This is a genomic window from Nocardia otitidiscaviarum NBRC 14405 (genome assembly GCF_000308635.1).
Taxonomy (GTDB): Bacteria; Actinomycetota; Actinomycetes; order Mycobacteriales; family Mycobacteriaceae; genus Nocardia; species Nocardia otitidiscaviarum.
In genome coordinates, this window is the sequence record NZ_BAGD01000039.1 from 78027 (window position 1) to 95782 (window position 17756).

The following is a 17756-nucleotide window of genomic DNA, read 5'->3' on the forward strand; positions in this document are numbered from 1 at the left end:
GGACGATGCGACCCGGGCGGCCGCGCGCGGGTAGAGCGGGGCCGCTGTTCGAGTAGCCCGGCCGTGTGCGTGCGCGGGGGCGCCGCCGGGTGCGTGGGCGGGCCGCCGTGCGAGTGAGGCGGGCGGATGCGCGGGCGGGTCGGGGCTGCGTAGGGTGGTGGACATTCGCGTGTGCGTGCTGGAATTCTGCGACGAGGAGTGGACTTGAGCGCGGTACTGATTTCGGCGGAGGAACTGCGGGAATTGTTGTCGCAGGCGGATTCTCGGTTGCGACTGTTGGACGTGCGCTGGGCGCTGGGGGATCCGGACGGGCCGCAGCACTATCTGGACGGACACATTCCGGGCGCGGTGTTCGTGGACCTGGAGACCGAACTCGCCGCCCCGCCGTCCCCGGCGCGCGGTCGGCATCCGCTGCCGGAGCTCGCCCAGTTGCAGAAGTGCGCGCGCAGTTGGGGTGTGCGCACCGGCGACACCGTCATCGCCTACGACGCCACCGGCGGGCTGGCCGCGGCCCGCGCCTGGTGGCTGCTGCGCTGGGCCGGTGTCCCCGATGTCCGCATTCTCGACGGCGGTCTCCCCGCCTGGGAGCGCGCGGGCGGCACGCTCGCCACGGGTGCCGAACCCGACCCCACCCCCGGCGACGTGGTCCTCACCCCCGGCCACCTCGCCACCATCGACGCCGACACCGCCGCCGCCTGGCCCGGCCTGCTCCTCGATGCCCGCGCGGGCGAACGCTACCGCGGCGAAACCGAACCCGTCGACCCCCGCGCAGGCCACATCCCCGGCGCGCACAGCGCCCCCACCGCCGAAAACCTCACCGCCGAAGGGTATTTCAAGCCAGCCGCCGAACTGCGCTCCCGCTTCACCGCCCTCGGCGACGGCAAGGTGGCGGTCTACTGCGGCTCCGGCGTCACCGCCGCGCACCAGGTAGCCGCCCTCGCCGTGGCCGGCATCGACGCCGCCCTCTACCCGGGTTCCTGGTCCCAGTGGTCCAACGACCCGAAACGCCCGGTGGCGACCGCCTGACCTGCCTCAGGGGCAGCCGGTGGCGACGCGTCGCAGCACCGCCTGGTCGGCGGTGGTGATGGGTAGGTTGTACTGCCTGGCGGCGGTGAGGTACTTGGCCGCGTAGAAGCAGTGGTTGGCGGCGGCGGGTGGGAGCCATTCGGCGGGGGTGCTGTCGCCCTTGTCCTGGTTGGTCTTGCCCTCGGTGGCAAGGAGATTGAAGTCGAGGTCGTTGGCGAAGCGGATGCGGCGGTCCAGCGGCCACCCGTGGGCGCCCATATCCCAGGCGGCGGCCAGCGGGTAGACGTGGTCGATCTGGACGGTACCGGCATCGGCCTTCTCGAAGGTGAGGCGGCGGCCGGTGTAGGGGTCGTCGAGGATGCCCGAGACCACCACGCAGGTGCTGCCGGGGCGGAATCCGATCTCGGTCAGCTGTCCGGCCAGCACGTTGTTGCGGGTGTCGCAGCCGTCGTGACCGCCGGGCGCGTCGTGGTCGTCGGTCCACGCCGGGCCGAAGACGCACGCCTGGCCGGTCTTGCAGCCGCGCTCGTACCCGCCCGGGCGCGGGCGGGTCGGCAGCACGTGCACGTGGTCGAGCAGTTGCTCGAGCTGCGCGCGCGAAGGACTGCCGGGTGCGGGAGTGGCCCGCGGGCCGATCGCCGAGCAGCCGCTCAGCGCGATCAGTACCGCGCTCAGCCCGGCGAGCCATCGGCACCGCCGGTCGAGCGTGGCCGTGCCACCGGTCCGCACCCCCACGGCAGCCGATCGTGCCGTCCGCCGAATCCCGCTCAGAATCCGCACATCTCACATCTACCCGGGTGCGGAAACGCCACGCGGGTTTTCCAGGACTTCGCACCGGTTCCGTGTTCTCGCACCGGTTGCGGGGACTACAGCCAGGCCCGCGCCAGCAGATCGTCGGCCGACGTCTCCGACATCTGCGGTGGCATGCGGGTGGCCGCGATCGTCTCGCAGCGCGCGCCATCGTGCCCGATCAGCCACGATCCGCCGCGGTCCTCGCACTCGGCGATCTTGGCGAAGGTGGTGAGCAGGAACTGGATGGCGTCGCGCGGATCGGCCGTGCGGGCCAACCGCTGCGATTCCCCTGGTCGGGACAGATCCAGCCATACCCCCGATTGGCCGTCCAGGCGCATCCCCACGATCTTCGTCGTGTCCACGAAGGTGAATTTCCGCCGTTCCCACGGCGTTGTGGGCGTGAAGCTCTGCTCGAGCACTTGGAGCAGAATCGTCATCTTCACGGCCTCCCTCGGTATCGAGTCGTCGCGGCCCTGGCTGGTGCCGCGATGGATTGTTGCCGGTGCGTCCCGCTCGATCGCCGCTGAAGCGCAGCAGCCACCGTCCACGCGCGGTGACCAGCGGATATCCCAGTATGTTCCAAAATCGCCCGGTTTGGTATCCCCTCGGCGCGCCGGGTTTCAGACGAGTTCCAGACCGCCGTCCACGGGTGATGACCTGGCCGGTGATCCAGCTGGCCGTCGGTTCGCTCACCCGCAGCATCCAGGCCGCGACCTCGGCCGGGACCCCGCGGCGGCGCAGCGGGATACGGGCGGTCTCCTCCTGCTTGATCGCGGCCACCCGCCCCCACCGGTCGACGGCGGTGTCGACGATAGGGCCGCCGCCTCGCGCGGACCGGATCGGAACCGGCGCTCAGCCGAGGATGTGCACGGCGATCAACCCGTCGCCCCGTTCCTCGACGCGAACGCCGGTCAGATCGGCGACGTGCGCGGTCGGGGCGTGGGCGACCGCGCGCGGTCCGACGCCGACGACCCGCATGCCCGCCGCCTTGCCTGCGGCGATCCCCGCCGCGGAATCCTCGAAGACCAGGCAGTCCCCGGGCGGAAGGCCCAGTTCGGCGGCCGCCTTCAGGAAGCCCTCGGGATCGGGTTTGCTGACCGTGACCGATTCGGCCGTGATGCGGACGGCCGGTACGGGCAGCCCGGCCGCACCCATGCGGGCCTCGGTGAGCGCGATGTCCGCCGAGGTGACCAGGGCGTGCGGGAGGTGCGCGACGGCCGCCAGGAAGTCCGGTGCGCCGGGGACCGGCACCACGCCGTCCACGATGGTGGTCTCCTCCCGCAGCATGCGGGCATTGTCGGCGTGATTGAGCTCCATGGGCCGGTCGGGCAGCAGCGCGGCCATCGTCGCCCACCCCTGCCGTCCGTGCGCCACCGCCAGCACCTCGTCGATCGGCAGTCCGTGCGCCGCGGCCCAGGTTCCCCACAATCGCTCCACGACTGCTTCGGAATTGACGAGGGTGCTGTCCATGTCCAACAGGAGGGCGCGGGCGGTGAGCGTGGCATTGACCGTCATGTACTGGTTATAACCACGTGTGCCCGGCGAGGCAATGTGCTCCGAGTGACGGCCTCCATTGCGGGAGGCGCGGATTCGGTCGACCCGACGCCCTGTCTCACCGGACGCGGGCGTGGTCGAGGATGTCGGATCGGGCGGCCCGGACGGCATCGCGGTGGGCGGCTTCGGTGGCGGGGTCGTCGCCCAGCGCCAAGTATTCGAGCAGCAGGCCGCGGTGGACGGCGAGATGCGGGAGGCGAGGGAACGGGCGGTTTCGGGTGGGGTGCCCGCTGTCGCCAGTGCCGCCGCCAAGGGTTTCAGCCATTCGGTGACTACCGGGTCGAGAAAGCGTCGACGCAGATCGGGGTCTCGGGTCGCGGCCGTGTAGATCTCGAAGAACATGGCGGTCCGGCGGCGGCCCTCCGGGAGGTGTGCCTGCGCCCAGGCATAGTCGAGCCCTTCGGCGACGACGGTGGCCACGTGCTCGGCGGTCGGGGGCAGGTCCGTGGAGAACTCCCGGATGCGGGAGAGGAGCTGCCGGGAGATCGTCAGGTAGTCGTCAAGGGTGCGGTCGACGATCTCGGTGATCAGGGCCTCCCGGCTGCCGAAGTGGTGGAGGAGATTGCGGGTCGAGGTCCCGAGGTGGTCGGCCAGCGGTCGCAGTGTCAGTCCGAACAGTCCGTGCTCGTCCGCGTAGTCGCGACAGCCGTCGAGTAGTTCGCGCCGTCGCTCGGCGCGGCCGGAACTCGACTACCTCGGCTGGACCGACCCGCGTGCGCCGCGCCGTGCCTACCTGGTCGCCGAACACACCGGACGGCTGATCGGCATCGAGCTGCGGGCTGCGAATGCCGACGGTGCCCGGCCGCGCACGGGCATGTGCGAGCTGTGCCACGCGGTCCACCGAGTCGGCGGGACGAACCTGTTCACCGCGCGCAAGGCGGGCGCCGTGGGCAAGGCGGGCAACAGCGTGGGCACCTACGTGTGCGCGGACTTCTGTTGCTCGCTGTATGTGCGAGGCCGCAAACCGCTCGGCGCGAATCAGCCCGAACAGGCACTGCCCACCGAGGCCCGCATCGAGCACCTCACCAGGCGTCTCGACGGGTTCGTCGCCCGCGTGCTGGGCTGACCGCCGCCCGATGACCGGAACCGGAACACCCGAGGCCGGGCGCGGGCTTGTCGGACCCGGCTGATTTGATGGGCGGATGCTGCACGGACTGTGGTCGCCGGGGTCCGGGCTGGTGCTGTGGCATCGTCCGGACGGCGATGCCAGGGCGGCCGTCGACGCGCTGACGCTGCCGGATCCGCTGGGGTCGATCGTGCGGACGGCCCGGTTCCGGCATCGGGCCGAGGTCTTGGTCCCCGGGCCGCACGGTCCGGAGCACAGCACGGTGCGTGGGCACGCCTTGGCGCCCGAGGCGGCGGCGCGGGTGCTGCTGCAAGAGCTGCCGCCGCAGGCGGTGGCGGGGGATCTGCGGTTTCTCGCTCATGTGGCGCGCGGTATCGACCGCTGGGTGCGGGCCGGGCGCATCGTGCCCGAAGTGCGCCGGGACGACGGCGACTGGTGGGTGCGCTGGCGGCTGTTGGGTGGTCAGCGGCAGCGCGCCTGGTTGGCGGAGCTGGCCGTCGCCATGCCCGCCGCGCTGCGTACGGTGGGGCGGCCGTCCGCGCTGCTGGAGGATTTCACCGGCGAACTCGCCGACCCGATCACCCGGCTGCGCCTGGCCGAGGCGGAGCCGTCACTGCTGACCGGCGAATTCTCGACCGGCGCCGCGCATTCCGCGGCGGAGGTCACCGCGATCCCGGCCGCGAGTAGGGCTGGCGCCCGGCCGGCGGCGGCGTTGCCGACCGTGGGCTCGGTGGCCGTCGACGATCCGGAATCGCTGACAGCGGCGTTGCGGGACAGTCTGGCGGCGGCGGAGAGATATCCCGGACCGCGGGATCGTCCGATGCACGCCACCCGGGTGGGGCCCCATCCACTGCTCGCCGCGCTGGTGGGAGACGGGCCGCTGGAGGTCGGGTCGTATCGGCTGGCGTCGGTGCTGGAGGACTGGCGGACGAGTCTGACCGTCGACGAACCCGAGCTGGTGCTGCGACTGCTGGAACCGCCCGACGCGGAGGCCGAGGCGGCGGATGTGCTGTGGCGGCTGGAGGTGTGCCTGCACACCGAGGGGGAGGCTCCGCAGCCGGTGCTGCTGCCGGGCGACCCCCAGGCGGTGCGGGTGGCGGGGGAGAAGCTCGCCGCCGCCAAGCAGGCGTATCCGCGGCTGCGCGATCTGCCCGGCGACCCGCACAGTATGGATCTGCTGCTGCCGACCGAGGTCGTGATGGATCTGGTGGCGCACGGGGCGCAGGCACTGCAATCGGCGGGGGTGCGGCTGCTGTTGCCGCGCGCCTGGAAGATCACCTCGCCGAGCCTGCGGCTGCGGGTGCAGAGCCCCGCGGCGACCGAAACAGCGGTCGGGCTCCAGGGTTTGGTGTCCTACCGGTGGGAGCTCGCGCTCGGCGACAGCGTGCTGACGCCCGCCGAGATGGCGCGCGTCATTGCGGCCAAGTCGGATCTGGTGCAGCTGCGCGGGCAGTGGGTGCCGGCCGACCACCGCGTCCTGGCCGCCGCCGCGGAGTACGTCTCGGGTCGCGCCGACGACACGCCCACCACCGTCGGCGGCCTGTTCGCCGAACTCGCCGCCAACCCGGTGACCCGCGTCCCTCTGACTTCCATTACCGCGACCGGTTGGGCGGCAGAGCTTTTCGACACCGACCATCCGACCGAACCGATCGACCCGCCCGCCGGACTGAAAGCCGAACTGCGCCCCTACCAGCAGCGCGGCCTGACCTGGCTCGCCACCATGTCCCGCCTCGGCTGCGGCGCTGTCCTAGCCGACGATATGGGCCTCGGCAAGACCATCCAGGTGCTGGCGCTGCTGGTACACGAACGCGAAACCTCCCCCGCCGTCGCTCCTCCCGCCCCCACCCTGCTGGTGTGCCCCATGTCCGTGGTAGGCAACTGGCAGCGGGAGGCGGAGCGGTTCGCGCCGGGGCTGCGGGTGCTGGTGCATCACGGGGCGGGTCGGCGCAGCGGACCCGAATTCGATGCGGCCGTGGCGGATTCGGACCTGGTTGTCACCACCTACGCGCTGCTGGCCCGCGATGTGGAGGAGTTGAAGCGGCAGGAGTGGCAGCGGGTGGTGCTGGACGAGGCGCAGCACATCAAGAACGCGGCGACCCGGCAGGCGCGCGCCGCCCGCGCGATACCGGCGCGGCATCGCCTGGCGCTCACCGGAACCCCGGTGGAGAACCGGCTCGAGGAACTGCGCTCCATCCTGGATTTCGCCAATCCGAAACTGCTGGGCAAACCCTCGGACTTCCACGCCCGCTTCGCGGTGCCCATCGAGCGGGAGCGCGACGAGAACGCGGTGGCCCGCCTGCGCGCCATCACCTCCCCGTTCGTGCTGCGCCGGGTCAAGACCGATCCGGCGGTGATCTCCGATCTCCCCGAGAAGATCGAGATGACGGTGCGCGCCAACCTCACCGTCGAACAGGCCGCCCTCTACCAGGCCGTGCTCGACGATATGACGCAGAAGCTGAAGGCCGCCAAGACCAAGGAGGATATGGGCCGCAAGGGCGCGGTGCTGGCCGCGCTGACCCGGCTCAAGCAGGTGTGCAACCATCCCGCGCACTTCCTCGGCGACGGTTCCGGGGTGCTGCGCCGCGGCCGGCACCGCTCCGGGAAGCTGGCCCTGGTCGAGGACGTGCTCGAAGCCGTCCTCGCCGACGGTGAACGCGCCCTGCTGTTCACCCAGTTCCGCGAGTTCGGTGACCTGGTGGCCCCCTTCTTCACCGAACGCTTCGGCGTGGAGGTCCCCTTCCTGCACGGCGGCGTCTCGAAGCAGCGTCGCGACGCCATGGTCACCCGCTTCCAGGAGTCCGGCGGCCCGCCGCTCATGCTGCTCTCGCTCAAGGCGGGCGGCACCGGACTGAATCTCACCGCCGCCAATCATGTGGTGCACCTGGACCGCTGGTGGAACCCGGCGGTGGAGAACCAGGCCACCGACCGCGCCTTCCGCATCGGCCAGCGCCGCGACGTGCAGGTCCGCAAGCTGGTGTGCGTGGACACCATCGAGGAGCGGATCGACGACATGCTCTCCGGCAAGCGTCAACTCGCCGATCTCACGGTGGGCGTGGGCGAGAACTGGATCACCGAGCTCAGCGACGACGAACTGCGCGACCTGTTCGCCCTCGGCTCCGAGGCGGTGGGGGAGTGAGCGGACAAGTGCGGAGGCGGCAGCGCAGCGTAGCCACGCAGCGCTCCGCTCACGCCCGAAAGGACACAGCGTGAGCGACCGCGTCGACTACAGCACCTTCGGCAAGCGCCGCCCGGTGCGCGGCGGCGTCGAATCCCGCAGCCAGCGCGGCGGTTTCGCCACGACTCGCTGGGGCCGCGCCTTCCTGGAGGCCGTCGAGCAGGTCGCCGACCGTGGTCGGCTGACCCGCGGCCGCACCTACGCCCGCGCCGGGCAGGTCGTCAGCTATCACCTGGAGCCCGGCGCGGTGCACGCCGAGGTGCAGGGCAGTCAACCGCGCCCGTTCACCGCCGTGCTCACCATGCGTCAGCTGCGCGACGACCGGTTGGACGAACTCGTCGCCGTCGTGCGGCAGACGCCCGGGATGCTTGCCGAGATCGCTTCGGGCACACTGCCTTCCGGACTGGGTTCGCTCATTCTCCCGACCACGGTCAGCGAACTGGACTTCGCCTGCTCCTGCCCGGACTCGGGATGGCCGTGCAAACACGTGGCCGCCGTCTGCTACATCCTGGCGGAGCGGTTGGACGACCATCCGAAGGATCTGCTGACCCTGCGCGGCGTGGATCTGGAGACCCTGATCGGCGCGGTGCAACGCGATTCGGCCCCGCCGGACCCGGTGGACCTCTACGGGGAGGAATCCGCGCTCCCGGCACTGCCGCGGCCCGATTTCCACCCGGCCCCCGAGGATCTGGATCCCGCCCTGCTGCGCCGTGCCCTGCGCATGACCGCCGAGGACGAGCCCACCGCCGAGGCCGGCCTGCACCACCTGCGCGCCCTCTACCGCGCCCTGCGCTGACGCCGCGCGCCGCGCCGCAGCCGCCGGTTCACCGCACCGCGACCCGCCGCGACCGCCGTTCCGGTTCGGCGTTCTCGGCGAGCCGGTCGAACCGGTAGTCGCCCAGATCGAAGTGACCGGCCCGCCACGCCGCCTCCGCCGTGCTCATCGGCTTGAGCGGCACATCGCCGTTCTTGTCGAAGTAGTAGCTGTTGGCCAGTGCGCAGCTGTCCTGCCAGAACACCTGGGTGCCACGGCGATTCAGCATCTCCCGGAAGAATCGCGCATTGGCCTCCGGCGTGACTTCCACCCGGGTCGCCCGCCGCTTGCGCGCGTTGCGCAGCAGCCGCAGGATGTGCCGGGTCTGCATTTCGATGAGCGCGAAGTACGACGACCCGTTGTACCCGTACGGCCCGATGATGGAGAAGAAGTTCGGGAATCCGGGCACGCTCACGCCCTCGTAGGCTTGCAGCCGGTTGTCGTCCCACCAGTCCTCCAGCCGCGCGCCGCCGCTGCCGTGCAGGTCGAAGGTCGGCATGTTCCCCGACTCCATGACCTTGAAACCGGTCGCCATGATCAGCACGTCGACCGGGTGGTGGTTCCCGTCGGCGGTGCGCAATCCGGTTTCGGTGACCTCGGCGATCGGATCGGTCTCCAACCGCACATTCGACCGGTTGAAGGTGGCGAGGTAGTCGTTGGAGAATCCGGGCCGTTTGCAGCCGAGGGCGTAGCGCGGCGTCAGCTTGTCGCGCACCTCGGGATCGTGTACCTGATCGCGCAGGTGGGCCAGTCCGACCCGCTCGCCCACCTTGGCGATGGGCAGCAGTCCGTAGTAGTGCGCGCTGAGCGGGAAGGTCAGTTCGACGAAGGTCTGACTGGCGAGCCGGGTGAACAGCTGGCCCCCGGGCAGCCGCATGAGCAGGCGGACCGCCCCGGGCAGCTCCCGGTCCGGTCGCGGCAGACACCAGATGGGGGTGCGCTGGAAGACGGTCAGATGGGCCACGTCGGGGGCGATCTCCGGAATGATCTGTACCGCCGACGCCCCGGTGCCGATGATGCCCACGCGTTTACCGCGCAGGTCCTGCCCGTGATCCCAGCGCGCGGTGTGCATGACGATCCCGGAATACCGTTCCACCCCCGGGATATCGGGCAGTTTGGGCCGGGTGAGCACGCCGGTGGCCCCGATCACGTAGCGTGCCGTGATCTCCTCGTCCGCGGCGGTGCGCAAGCGCCACAGGTGCAGGTCGTCGTCGTAGTCGGCGCGGGCGATGGTGGTGCCGAACCGGATTCGCGGTCGCAGCCCGTACTTGCCGACGCAGTATTCGGCGTATGCCTTCAGTTCCCGACCGGGTGCGTAGATCCGGGACCAGCCGCGCTGCTGTTCGAACGAGTACTGGTAGCTGAACGACGGAATGTCCACGGCGATACCGGGGTAGGTGTTCCAGTGCCAGGTGCCGCCCACCCCGTCGGCCTCGTCGACGATCAGGAAGTCGTCGAAGCCGTGCTTGCGCAGCATGATCGCGACGCCGATGCCGGAGAATCCGGCACCGATGATGACGATCTCGTGGTCGACGACGCTGGCGTTCATGAGGTCTCCTCGGCGTAGATGACGCAGTCCACCCGATGCTCGATGCCGTCCACGGTGCGGATGCCGCGCGGTGCGAGCCGGGCGATCGGCCAGGTGATGAGCCGGACATGGGGGCGGTGCAGGGCCCGGTAGTAATGGTTGTGCCAGGTGACCCGGGCGGGTGATTCCGGGGTGAGCTGGCGGCGGGACCACGAATCCGGCACCTGAAGGCGCAGATTCGCGGCGGCGGCCCGGCGGGCGAGTCCGAAGGGCAGCAGCCGCGCCGCCGCGGTGAGGTACGGCAGCGGCGGGCGCGGCAGCACCCACACCGGATCATGTTGGAAGACGGTGACCTTCCGCGCGCGCTCCGCCACCCGGGGCAGCACCCGCGCGATCGCCGCCGCGCTGCCGATCACCGCGACCCGCTGCCCGGCCAGCGGCAGCTGGTCCGTCCAGCGGTCGCAGTGCAGCTGCGGTCCGGTGAAGGAGTCCGCGCCGCGCGGCGGACGCACCCCATTGCCCCGCGCGCCCCAGTCGGAGAACGCGTCCACCCGTGCGGCCGCCGCGTTCATTCCGCCACCGGCTCGTAGGTCAGCTCCTTGGACCAGGACGGCTCCCGGCCCAGCATCCGCACCGGGAATCGGTCGATGACCCGGCCGAGCCCGTCGTTGACCGCCTGTAGTGGTTGCAGCCGGTTGATGGTGGCGCGCCCGTGCAGCCGCACCACGTGATAGAGCGGCACCCGTTTGATGCTCGGGCTGCGTTCCCCGGCTTTCTCGTAGCGCCGCACGGCATTCCAGAGCTTCTCCTCGTCGAGCCCCATGGCCATGATGTTGGCCGACATGCGCGACAGCAGCGGGGTGTACACCAGCGCGCCGAGCAGCAGGGTGGGACGCAGCGTGTATCCGGCCGTCTCGATGGCGATACGGCGCAGCGGGCCCGCGCCGAGCTGTTCCAGCACCTGGAATCCGACCGCGAGGTGCCGCGACTCGTCGCTGTTGATGTGCCGGAACACGGTGTGGCACAGCGGGTCCCGTACCTCGTCGAGCAGGAACTTCACCAGCGCCCCGTCCAGTGCGCATTCCAGCGAGGGGATGACGGTGGCGAGCACCGGCAGGGACAGGTCGTCGGAGTAGCGGTCCACCCATTCGATGACGAGCCGGATGTTCTTGTTGGGCACCGGCATGGCGTCCGCGTCGAGCATCCCCCAGCGCCGCATGAGCGCCAGTTCCGCATTGGCGTGCTTCTGCTCCTCGGCGTGGAAGTAGCGGTAGATCTCGCGCAGCGGCCCGGGCGGCGCCTTGCGGGTGAGGGCCGCGAAGCCGCGCGCGCCCACGTGTTCGATCCACACCAGGTCGGCCATGAACGCGGCCAGCGTCGGCCGCTGTTCGGCGGTGACGAGGTCGGCTCCCGGTGCGTCCCAGTCGATATCGGCCAGGGCCCATTGGCGGTCTCGGATGGTTTCCAGCATGTCCGGATAGGCGAACGCCATTGTTCGGCTCCCTTATCGGCGCGCCAGCCTTTCGATGAGTCCGGCGGCGCGGGTGTACGGAACGGGCAGCAGCCGCTTGGACTGCCAGATGAGCTTGGCTTCGACCTGCGGAACCACGTAGAGCTGGCCGCGGTCGACGGCGTCGAGGGTTTCGCGGGCGATGTTCGCGGGCGGGCGTCCGGTCCAGCGCAGCAGCAGATCGCCGAGTCGCGCGGTGGACGGGTCGTCGATGGCGGCATTGTCGAGGATGTGGGTGCGAACCGCCGTGGGGCACAGTGCCGTGACGGTCACCCCGGTGCCGACCAGTTCCGCGGCGAGGGTTTCGGAGAGCGCCAGCACGCCCGCCTTGCTCACGTTGTAGGCGGCCATGCGCGGCGCGGAGCCGAAGGCGGCCGCGGAGGCGGTATTCAGAATCGCCCCGTGGCCGGCCGCGCGCATGCGGGGCGCGAAGACGTGACAGCCGTGGATGACGCCCCACAGGTTCACGTCGAGCACCCGGTGCCATTCGGACAGCGGGGCCTCGCCGACCGGTGCGCCGCCCGCGCCGATTCCGGCGTTGTTGCAGACCAGGTCGGTGGGATTGCCGAACCACTGTTCGGCGGTGTCGGCGAGGGCGGCCACCTGGTCGGCGCTGCCCACGTCGCAGTACACCTCGAAGGCCTTGCCGCCGGCCTCGTGTACGAGTTCGACGGTGTCGCGGGCGGTGTCGGTGTCGATATCGGCGCAGACCACGCGCCCGCCGCGGCGGCCCAGCTCGACGGCCAGCGCGCGGCCGATGCCGCTGCCCGCGCCGGTGACCACCGCGTCCGCGTATCTGGTGCGGCGGGATCCGCCGAAGGGGTTGAGTCGCATGGGAACTCCCGAAGCCGTGCGACGCGACCACCAACTGGTGTCGCCTGCCACCATTGGCCGCGCCTGCCACCAATTAGGCGCTCGATGGGGTAATTTGTCAATGATGAACATGCGCGCACCGGCCCGAACCTGGGGTGGCCGAACCCCGGAGGAACGCCGCGCGCAGCGCCGCCGCAAGCTCATCGAGGCCGGGTTGGCGATCTGGCTCGAGCACGGTTGGGCCGCGGTCACCATGCGCGGCGTGTGCACCCGCGCCGCCCTCAACGACCGCTACTTCTACGAGCATTTCGCCGACCGCGACGAACTGCTGGGCGCGGTGTGGGACGAGGTGTGCTTCGAGGTCTTCGGCGAACTGTCCGCGGTCGTGGCCGAACACCTGGACCGGACGCCGCTGGAGATCCTGCGCCTGGCCGTCACCCGCGCCGTCGATCTGCAAACCCACGGGCACGCCCGCATCCTCTTCGACAACCACGCGGGCAGCCGGGTCCTCGAGGAGCGCCGCCGGGCCACGCTCAGCGATTCCACCGATCTGCTCATCGCCACCGCCCGCCCGTATCTGCGGACCGGTGTGGACGAATCCGATTTCCGCATGAGCGTTCTCATGGGCATCGGCGGTTTCAACGAACTGCTCTCCGCCTGGCGCACCGGGGCCGTCGAGGCGGACGCGGAGCGGGTCATCGACCATGCCAGCCGGGTCGCCACGCTGCTCGGAACGCAGTACCTCGATCCCGCGGCCATCGCCGCCGACCGGGAGTAGGCGAATTCCCGGGCAATACCGCTCGGTACGCCCATACTGGGCGCATGACGCGACGATGGGTGGGGACCGCGCTGGACCGGCTGGTCGACGACGGCGTGCTGACCACCGAGCAGCGGACGGCGGTGGCGACCGCGCTCGCCGAGGAGCGCGCCGCCCCGGTGCCGTGGCCGCGCCTCGTCGCCGAGATCGCGGCCTACGTGGGCGCGGGTCTGCTGCTCGGCGGCATCCTCCTGCTGCTGGACTCCTCCTGGGACGATCTGGACCGGCTCGGACAGCTGCTCGTGCTGGCGGTGGTGTCGATCGGGCTGGCGGTGGGCGGCGTGCTGCTGGCCGGTGGCCCGGCGGCGCTGTTCGTCCGCGACGACGGTGACCGCACGGTCGCGGCGCGTTTGGCGGCCGTGCTGTTCGTACTGACCGCCCTGTGCGTAGCCGCGCTGGTCGGCCTCGCCCTCGACGACGCCGGTGACGACACCACCTGGGTGTGGGCGATGCTCGCCGCACTGATCGTCGGCCTGGCGGGTTACGCGGCGCTGCCGTCGGTGGTGGGGCTGCTCGCCTGCGGGGTGTTCGCGGCGTCGGCGGTGGCCGGGGTGTGCGGCGAGTTCGTCGGCACCGACAGCGTGGGGACGGGGGTGGCGCTGGTGGCCCTGGGTGGAATCTGGTTCGCGGCCGGTCGATTCGGCGTCGCGGCCCCGAACTGGGTGGCCTATGTGATCGCCATCGCCACCGCGCTCATCGGCGCGCAGGTGGCGGGATTCGTCCACGAACGCTGGTCGTACCCGCTCGCCCTGTTGGTGGCCGTCGTCTGCTTCGGCGTCTACGCGACCGAGCGCACGCCCGTGCTGGTGGTCGGCGGTGTTCTCGCGGTCGCCGTCGGAACGACTCAGGCCGTATGGGATTGGACCGGGCAGGCGGCGGCGACCGCGGTCACCGTGCTGGTGCTCGGCGCACTGCTGCTCGGTGTGGGCGCGATGGCGTTGACGCGCAAGCGTTCCTGAGCTTCAGAGCACGTCGATGCGGTAGACGCGCTGGGCATTGGTGCGGAAGATCATGTCCAGTGCGGCGGCATCGGCCCCGTGCTCGGTGAGTGCGGTGGCGATGGCCTCGGCGGCATTGCCGATCGAGGTGATCGGTCTGTCCACCGGGAAGTTGGAACCCCACAGCAGCCGGTCCGCCCCGAAGACGTCCAGCGCGTGGTGCAGCATGGGGGACAGGCGCTCCTGGAGGACGGCCACCGGCGTCGACTCGCCCCGGGCGGGTACCGGATGCCCGAGGATGGGCATGCCCAGACCACTGATCTTGGCCACCACATTCGGATGGGTGGCCAGCGCCGCGAGATCGTCGCGCCAGCGCAGGAACAGCTCGCGACGGCGCCCGGGGTCCTTCCCGGTGTCGCGGCCCACCGGCCCGAAAATGCCCGCGGGCGTGCCCAGATGATTGAGCACGATGGTGGCGTCGGGATAGCGCCGGGCCAGCGCGGTGACCTCCGGCAGTTGCTGGGAGTAGACCCACGCCTCGAAGGAGAGCTTGCGTTCGGCCAGCACCGCGAAGCCGTCGAGGAAGGCGGCGCTGGTGAGCACGCCCGGCGGTTTGCGGTGCCCGCGGATGCCGCGGTCGGGATGGTGTTCGACGCGGGTGCGTATGCCCCGGAACAGCGGCGAGGCCGACTGGTGGGCGTCGAGCAGTTCGGCGAAGGTGGCCGCGGTGGGGTCGCCCCCGCCGACGATCGCGCCGAGCGCGGGGGTGTCGACGCCGAAGGGCAGGCTGGCCACCCAGCGGGTCTCGTCGGCCTGGGCCAGCCCACCCCTGCCGGACCATTCGGCCTCGACGTGGACGATCGCCTCGACGGGGACGTCCCCGGCGTCGTCGCGATAGTCGGCGGGAAGGTAGGGGTGGACGAACGGTTCGGGGTCGGCGACGAATTCCCGGTCGCGTCTGGGGGCCAGTCTGGCGGCTACGTCGATGGGAATCGGCAGGTAGCGAAAGAGTTTCGCCAATCCGCTGAACTCGCGCGGTGTGGTCAGCGGATCCCACTGGTGGATATGCGCATCGACGACAGTCATTCCAGTCAGGTCCATGACGTCCCTTCCGTACTGGTCGCTTCGATGCGGATTGTCCCATTTCCCAGACGGTCGGGCAGGCGAATCAGACGTTGCGGCGGTACTGGCCCCCCACGGTGAAGAAGGTGTCGGTGATCTGTTGCAGCGTGCACACCCGCGCGGCGTCCATCAATATCTCGAAGACATTGTCGTCACCGCGCGCCGCCGCCTCCAGTCGTGCCAGCGCGGCATGCGCCTCGTCGCGATGGCGCCGGGTGAATTCGCCGACCCGCCGCAGCTGCGACTGCTTCTCCTCCTCGGTGCCGCGCGCCAGTTCGAGCACCCGATGCTCGTCCGGCCGTGGATTGCGGAAGGTGTTGACGCCGATGATGGGCAGGCTGCCGTCGTGTTTGCGCCGCTCGTAGAGCATGGATTCGTCCTGGATGCGGCCGCGTTGGTAGCCGGTCTCCATCGCGCCCAGCACGCCGCCGCGCTCGCTGATCCGCTCGAACTCCAGCAGCACCGCCTCCTCCACGAGGTCGGTGAGCTCGTCGATGATGAAGCTGCCCTGGAGCGGGTTCTCGTTCATGGCGAGTCCCCATTCCCGGTTGATGATCAGCTGGATCGCCAGGGCGCGCCGCACCGACTCCTCGGTGGGGGTGGTGACGGCCTCGTCGTAGGCATTGGTGTGCAGGCTGTTGCAGTTGTCGTAGACGGCGATGAGCGCCTGCAGGGTGGTGCGAATGTCGTTGAAGCTCATCTCCTGTGCGTGCAGCGACCGCCCGGAGGTCTGGACGTGGTACTTGAGCTTCTGTGAGCGTTCGTTGGCCCCGTACCGGTCCCGCATGGCGATCGCCCAGATGCGCCGCGCCACCCGGCCGATCACCGAATACTCGGCGTCCATGCCATTGGAGAAGAAGAACGACAGATTCGGCGCGAAGTCGTCGATGTGCATACCGCGCGCCAAATACGCTTCCACGTAGGTGAACCCATTGGCGAGGGTGAACGCCAGCTGGCTGATCGGGTTCGCGCCCGCCTCGGCGATGTGATAGCCGGAGATGGAGACGGAGTAGAAGTTGCGAACCCCGTTGCGCACGAACCATTCCTGGATGTCCGCCATCATGCGCAGGCTGAATTCGGTGGAGAAGATGCAGGTGTTCTGGCCCTGATCCTCCTTGAGGATGTCGGCCTGCACGGTGCCGCGCACGGTGGCCAGCGTCTCGGCGCGCAACCGCGCCGCCTCGTCGGCGGTGGGCTCGCGGCCCTCGGCGGCCGAGAACTGCGCCAGCGCCTGGTCGATGGCGGTATTGAGGAAGTAGGCGAGGATGGTCGGCGCGGGACCGTTGATGGTCATGGAGACCGAGGTGGTCGGCGCGTCCAGGTCGAATCCGTCGTAGAGCGCCTTCATATCGTCCAGCGTCGCGATGGAGACGCCCGAGGTGCCGACCTTGCCGTACACGTCGGGCCGCTCGGCCGGATCGTGGCCGTACAGCGTCACCGAGTCGAAGGCCGTCGAAAGCCGTTTGGCCTCGGAATGTTCCGAGAGCACCTTGAATCGCCGATTGGTGCGGAAGGCGTCGCCCTCACCGGCGAACATGCGTGCCGGATCCTCCCCGTCCCGTTTGAACAGGAAGACGCCCGCGGTGAAGGGGAAGCGCCCCGGCACGTGCTCCGAACGCAGGAAACGCAGCAGCTCACCGTGATCGGTGTAGCGGGGCAGCGCCACCCGGGGAACCTTGTTGCCCGACAGTGTTTCCCGGGTGAGCACGGTCCGGATCTCCCGGTCGCGCACCCGGACGACCTGCTCGTCGCCCCGGTACGACTCGGCCACGGCGGGCCATTCGGCCAGCAGCGCGGCGTTCTCCGGCGTGAGGGTGGCGCGGGCCCGCTCCAGCAGCGCACCGACCGCCTCGGCCGCCCCGGGTGTCGCGTCGCTGGAACCCCCGGCTTCGGCCAGCTCCCCGAGCACCGATTCGAGCCGCTGCACCCGCCGCGCCGCATCGGCCTGGCGGACCGTCTCGGCGTGGTAGTTCCGGACGCTCTCGGCGATCTCCGCCAGATACCGCACCCGGGCGGGCGGAATGATCTGGGCGAAGCGGGTGGAGGCGCGAATGTCTACGCGGGGCAGCACTCCCGGCTCCAACGGCAGCCCCCGTTCGGCGAGCAGCCCGCTCAGATGCTGATAGAGCGCGGTGACCCCGTCATCGTTGAAAGTGGCCGCGCTGGTGCCGAATACCGGCATGTCCTCCGGTGCGGCGTGGAACTCCTCACGATTGCGCAGCAGCTGCCGCGAGACGTCGCGCAGCGCGTCGGCGGCCCCGCGGCGCTCGAACTTGTTGATGGCCACCACATCCGCGAAATCGAGCATGTCGATCTTCTCGAGTTGGGAGGCCGCGCCGAATTCCGGGGTCATCACATACAGCGATACGTCGACGTGCTCGGCGATCTCCGCGTCCCCCTGGCCGATACCCGGTGTCTCCAGCACGACCAGGTCGTAACCCGCTGCCTTGCAGGCGATGAGCATGTCGTCGACATTGGTGGGCAGTTCCCGTTCCCCGCGCGTGGCCAGCGACCGGAAGTAGACGTGGTCCGCGTCGAGTGAGTTCATCCGGATGCGGTCGCCGAGCAGCGCGCCGCCGCCGCGCCGCCGGGTCGGGTCCA

Annotated in this window: 14 protein-coding genes and 1 pseudogene; 6 read left to right on the top strand and 9 right to left on the bottom strand. The window is 70.3% G+C overall.

Annotated elements, in window-relative coordinates; translation table 11 throughout:
* Positions 1–204 precede the first annotated feature (204 nt).
* A complete protein-coding gene (locus ON31_RS06945; protein WP_370450406.1) occupies positions 205–1026 on the top strand; it encodes a sulfurtransferase in 822 nt (273 codons plus the stop codon).
* A 6-nt stretch (positions 1027–1032) separates the two neighbouring features.
* Here ON31_RS06945 and ON31_RS06950 read toward each other — a convergent pair whose 3' ends face one another.
* The 3 genes from ON31_RS06950 to ON31_RS37780 form a co-directional block, all read right to left on the bottom strand.
* Complete coding sequence (locus ON31_RS06950; RefSeq protein WP_370450407.1) at positions 1033–1761, bottom strand: HNH endonuclease family protein; 729 nt, start codon at positions 1759–1761, stop codon at positions 1033–1035.
* Between the two features lie 131 nt (positions 1762–1892).
* Positions 1893–2255 carry a hypothetical protein gene (locus tag ON31_RS06955; RefSeq protein WP_029925743.1) on the bottom strand — a complete coding sequence of 121 codons (363 nt, stop codon included), beginning with the start codon at positions 2253–2255 and terminating at the stop codon, positions 1893–1895.
* Between the two features lie 415 nt (positions 2256–2670).
* Positions 2671–3792: an HAD-IA family hydrolase gene (locus ON31_RS37780; protein ID WP_255222008.1), complete on the bottom strand. Its 1122-nt coding sequence runs from the start codon at positions 3790–3792 to the stop codon at positions 2671–2673.
* Positions 3793–4066: 274 nt separating this feature from the next.
* Here ON31_RS37780 and ON31_RS34540 point away from each other — a divergent pair.
* From ON31_RS34540 to ON31_RS06985, 3 genes and pseudogenes are all read left to right on the top strand, one after another.
* Positions 4067–4438, top strand: a pseudogene (locus tag ON31_RS34540) (FBP domain-containing protein); the annotation flags it as partial.
* Between the two features lie 76 nt (positions 4439–4514).
* Positions 4515–7574, top strand: coding sequence for a DEAD/DEAH box helicase (locus ON31_RS06980; RefSeq protein ID WP_039810533.1), 3060 nt, complete (start codon positions 4515–4517; stop codon positions 7572–7574).
* 70 nt (positions 7575–7644) lie between these two features.
* Entirely contained in the window at positions 7645–8409 is a 765-nt protein-coding gene (locus ON31_RS06985; RefSeq protein WP_039810536.1) for an SWIM zinc finger family protein, read from the top strand.
* A 28-nt stretch (positions 8410–8437) separates the two neighbouring features.
* On the opposite strand, the gene ON31_RS06990 is transcribed toward ON31_RS06985, so the two are convergent.
* The 4 genes from ON31_RS06990 to ON31_RS07005 are packed head-to-tail and all read right to left on the bottom strand — an operon-like array spanning position 8438 to position 12299.
* Positions 8438–9976, bottom strand: coding sequence for a flavin-containing monooxygenase (locus tag ON31_RS06990; protein WP_051036943.1), 1539 nt, complete (start codon positions 9974–9976; stop codon positions 8438–8440).
* The gene (locus ON31_RS06995; RefSeq protein WP_051036944.1) at positions 9973–10527 is read right to left on the bottom strand and encodes an NAD(P)/FAD-dependent oxidoreductase; all 555 of its coding nucleotides are present in this window, start codon (positions 10525–10527) and stop codon (positions 9973–9975) included. Before ON31_RS06995 ends, ON31_RS06990 begins: the two co-directional genes overlap by 4 nt.
* Entirely contained in the window at positions 10524–11447 is a 924-nt protein-coding gene (locus ON31_RS07000; RefSeq protein ID WP_039810538.1) for a hypothetical protein, read from the bottom strand. Before ON31_RS07000 ends, ON31_RS06995 begins: the two co-directional genes overlap by 4 nt.
* Positions 11448–11459: 12 nt before the next feature.
* A complete protein-coding gene (locus tag ON31_RS07005) occupies positions 11460–12299 on the bottom strand; it encodes an SDR family NAD(P)-dependent oxidoreductase (RefSeq protein WP_039810541.1) in 840 nt (279 codons plus the stop codon).
* Positions 12300–12408: 109 nt separating this feature from the next.
* Here ON31_RS07005 and ON31_RS07010 point away from each other — a divergent pair, with 109 nt between their 5' ends.
* Together ON31_RS07010 and ON31_RS07015 are read left to right on the top strand one after the other, a co-directional pair.
* Positions 12409–13056: a TetR/AcrR family transcriptional regulator gene (locus ON31_RS07010; RefSeq protein ID WP_039810616.1), complete on the top strand. Its 648-nt coding sequence runs from the start codon at positions 12409–12411 to the stop codon at positions 13054–13056.
* 44 nt (positions 13057–13100) lie between these two features.
* Positions 13101–14054, top strand: coding sequence for a DUF2157 domain-containing protein (locus ON31_RS07015; RefSeq protein WP_029925763.1), 954 nt, complete (start codon positions 13101–13103; stop codon positions 14052–14054).
* 3 nt (positions 14055–14057) lie between these two features.
* Here the strand turns inward: ON31_RS07015 and ON31_RS07020 are convergent, their stop codons facing one another.
* Together ON31_RS07020 and icmF are read right to left on the bottom strand one after the other, a co-directional pair.
* Positions 14058–15119: an amidohydrolase family protein gene (locus ON31_RS07020; protein WP_228809947.1), complete on the bottom strand. Its 1062-nt coding sequence runs from the start codon at positions 15117–15119 to the stop codon at positions 14058–14060.
* Between the two features lie 82 nt (positions 15120–15201).
* On the bottom strand, positions 15202–17756 hold a 2555-nt coding region (gene icmF / locus ON31_RS07025; protein ID WP_039810547.1), incomplete at its 5' end, for a fused isobutyryl-CoA mutase/GTPase IcmF.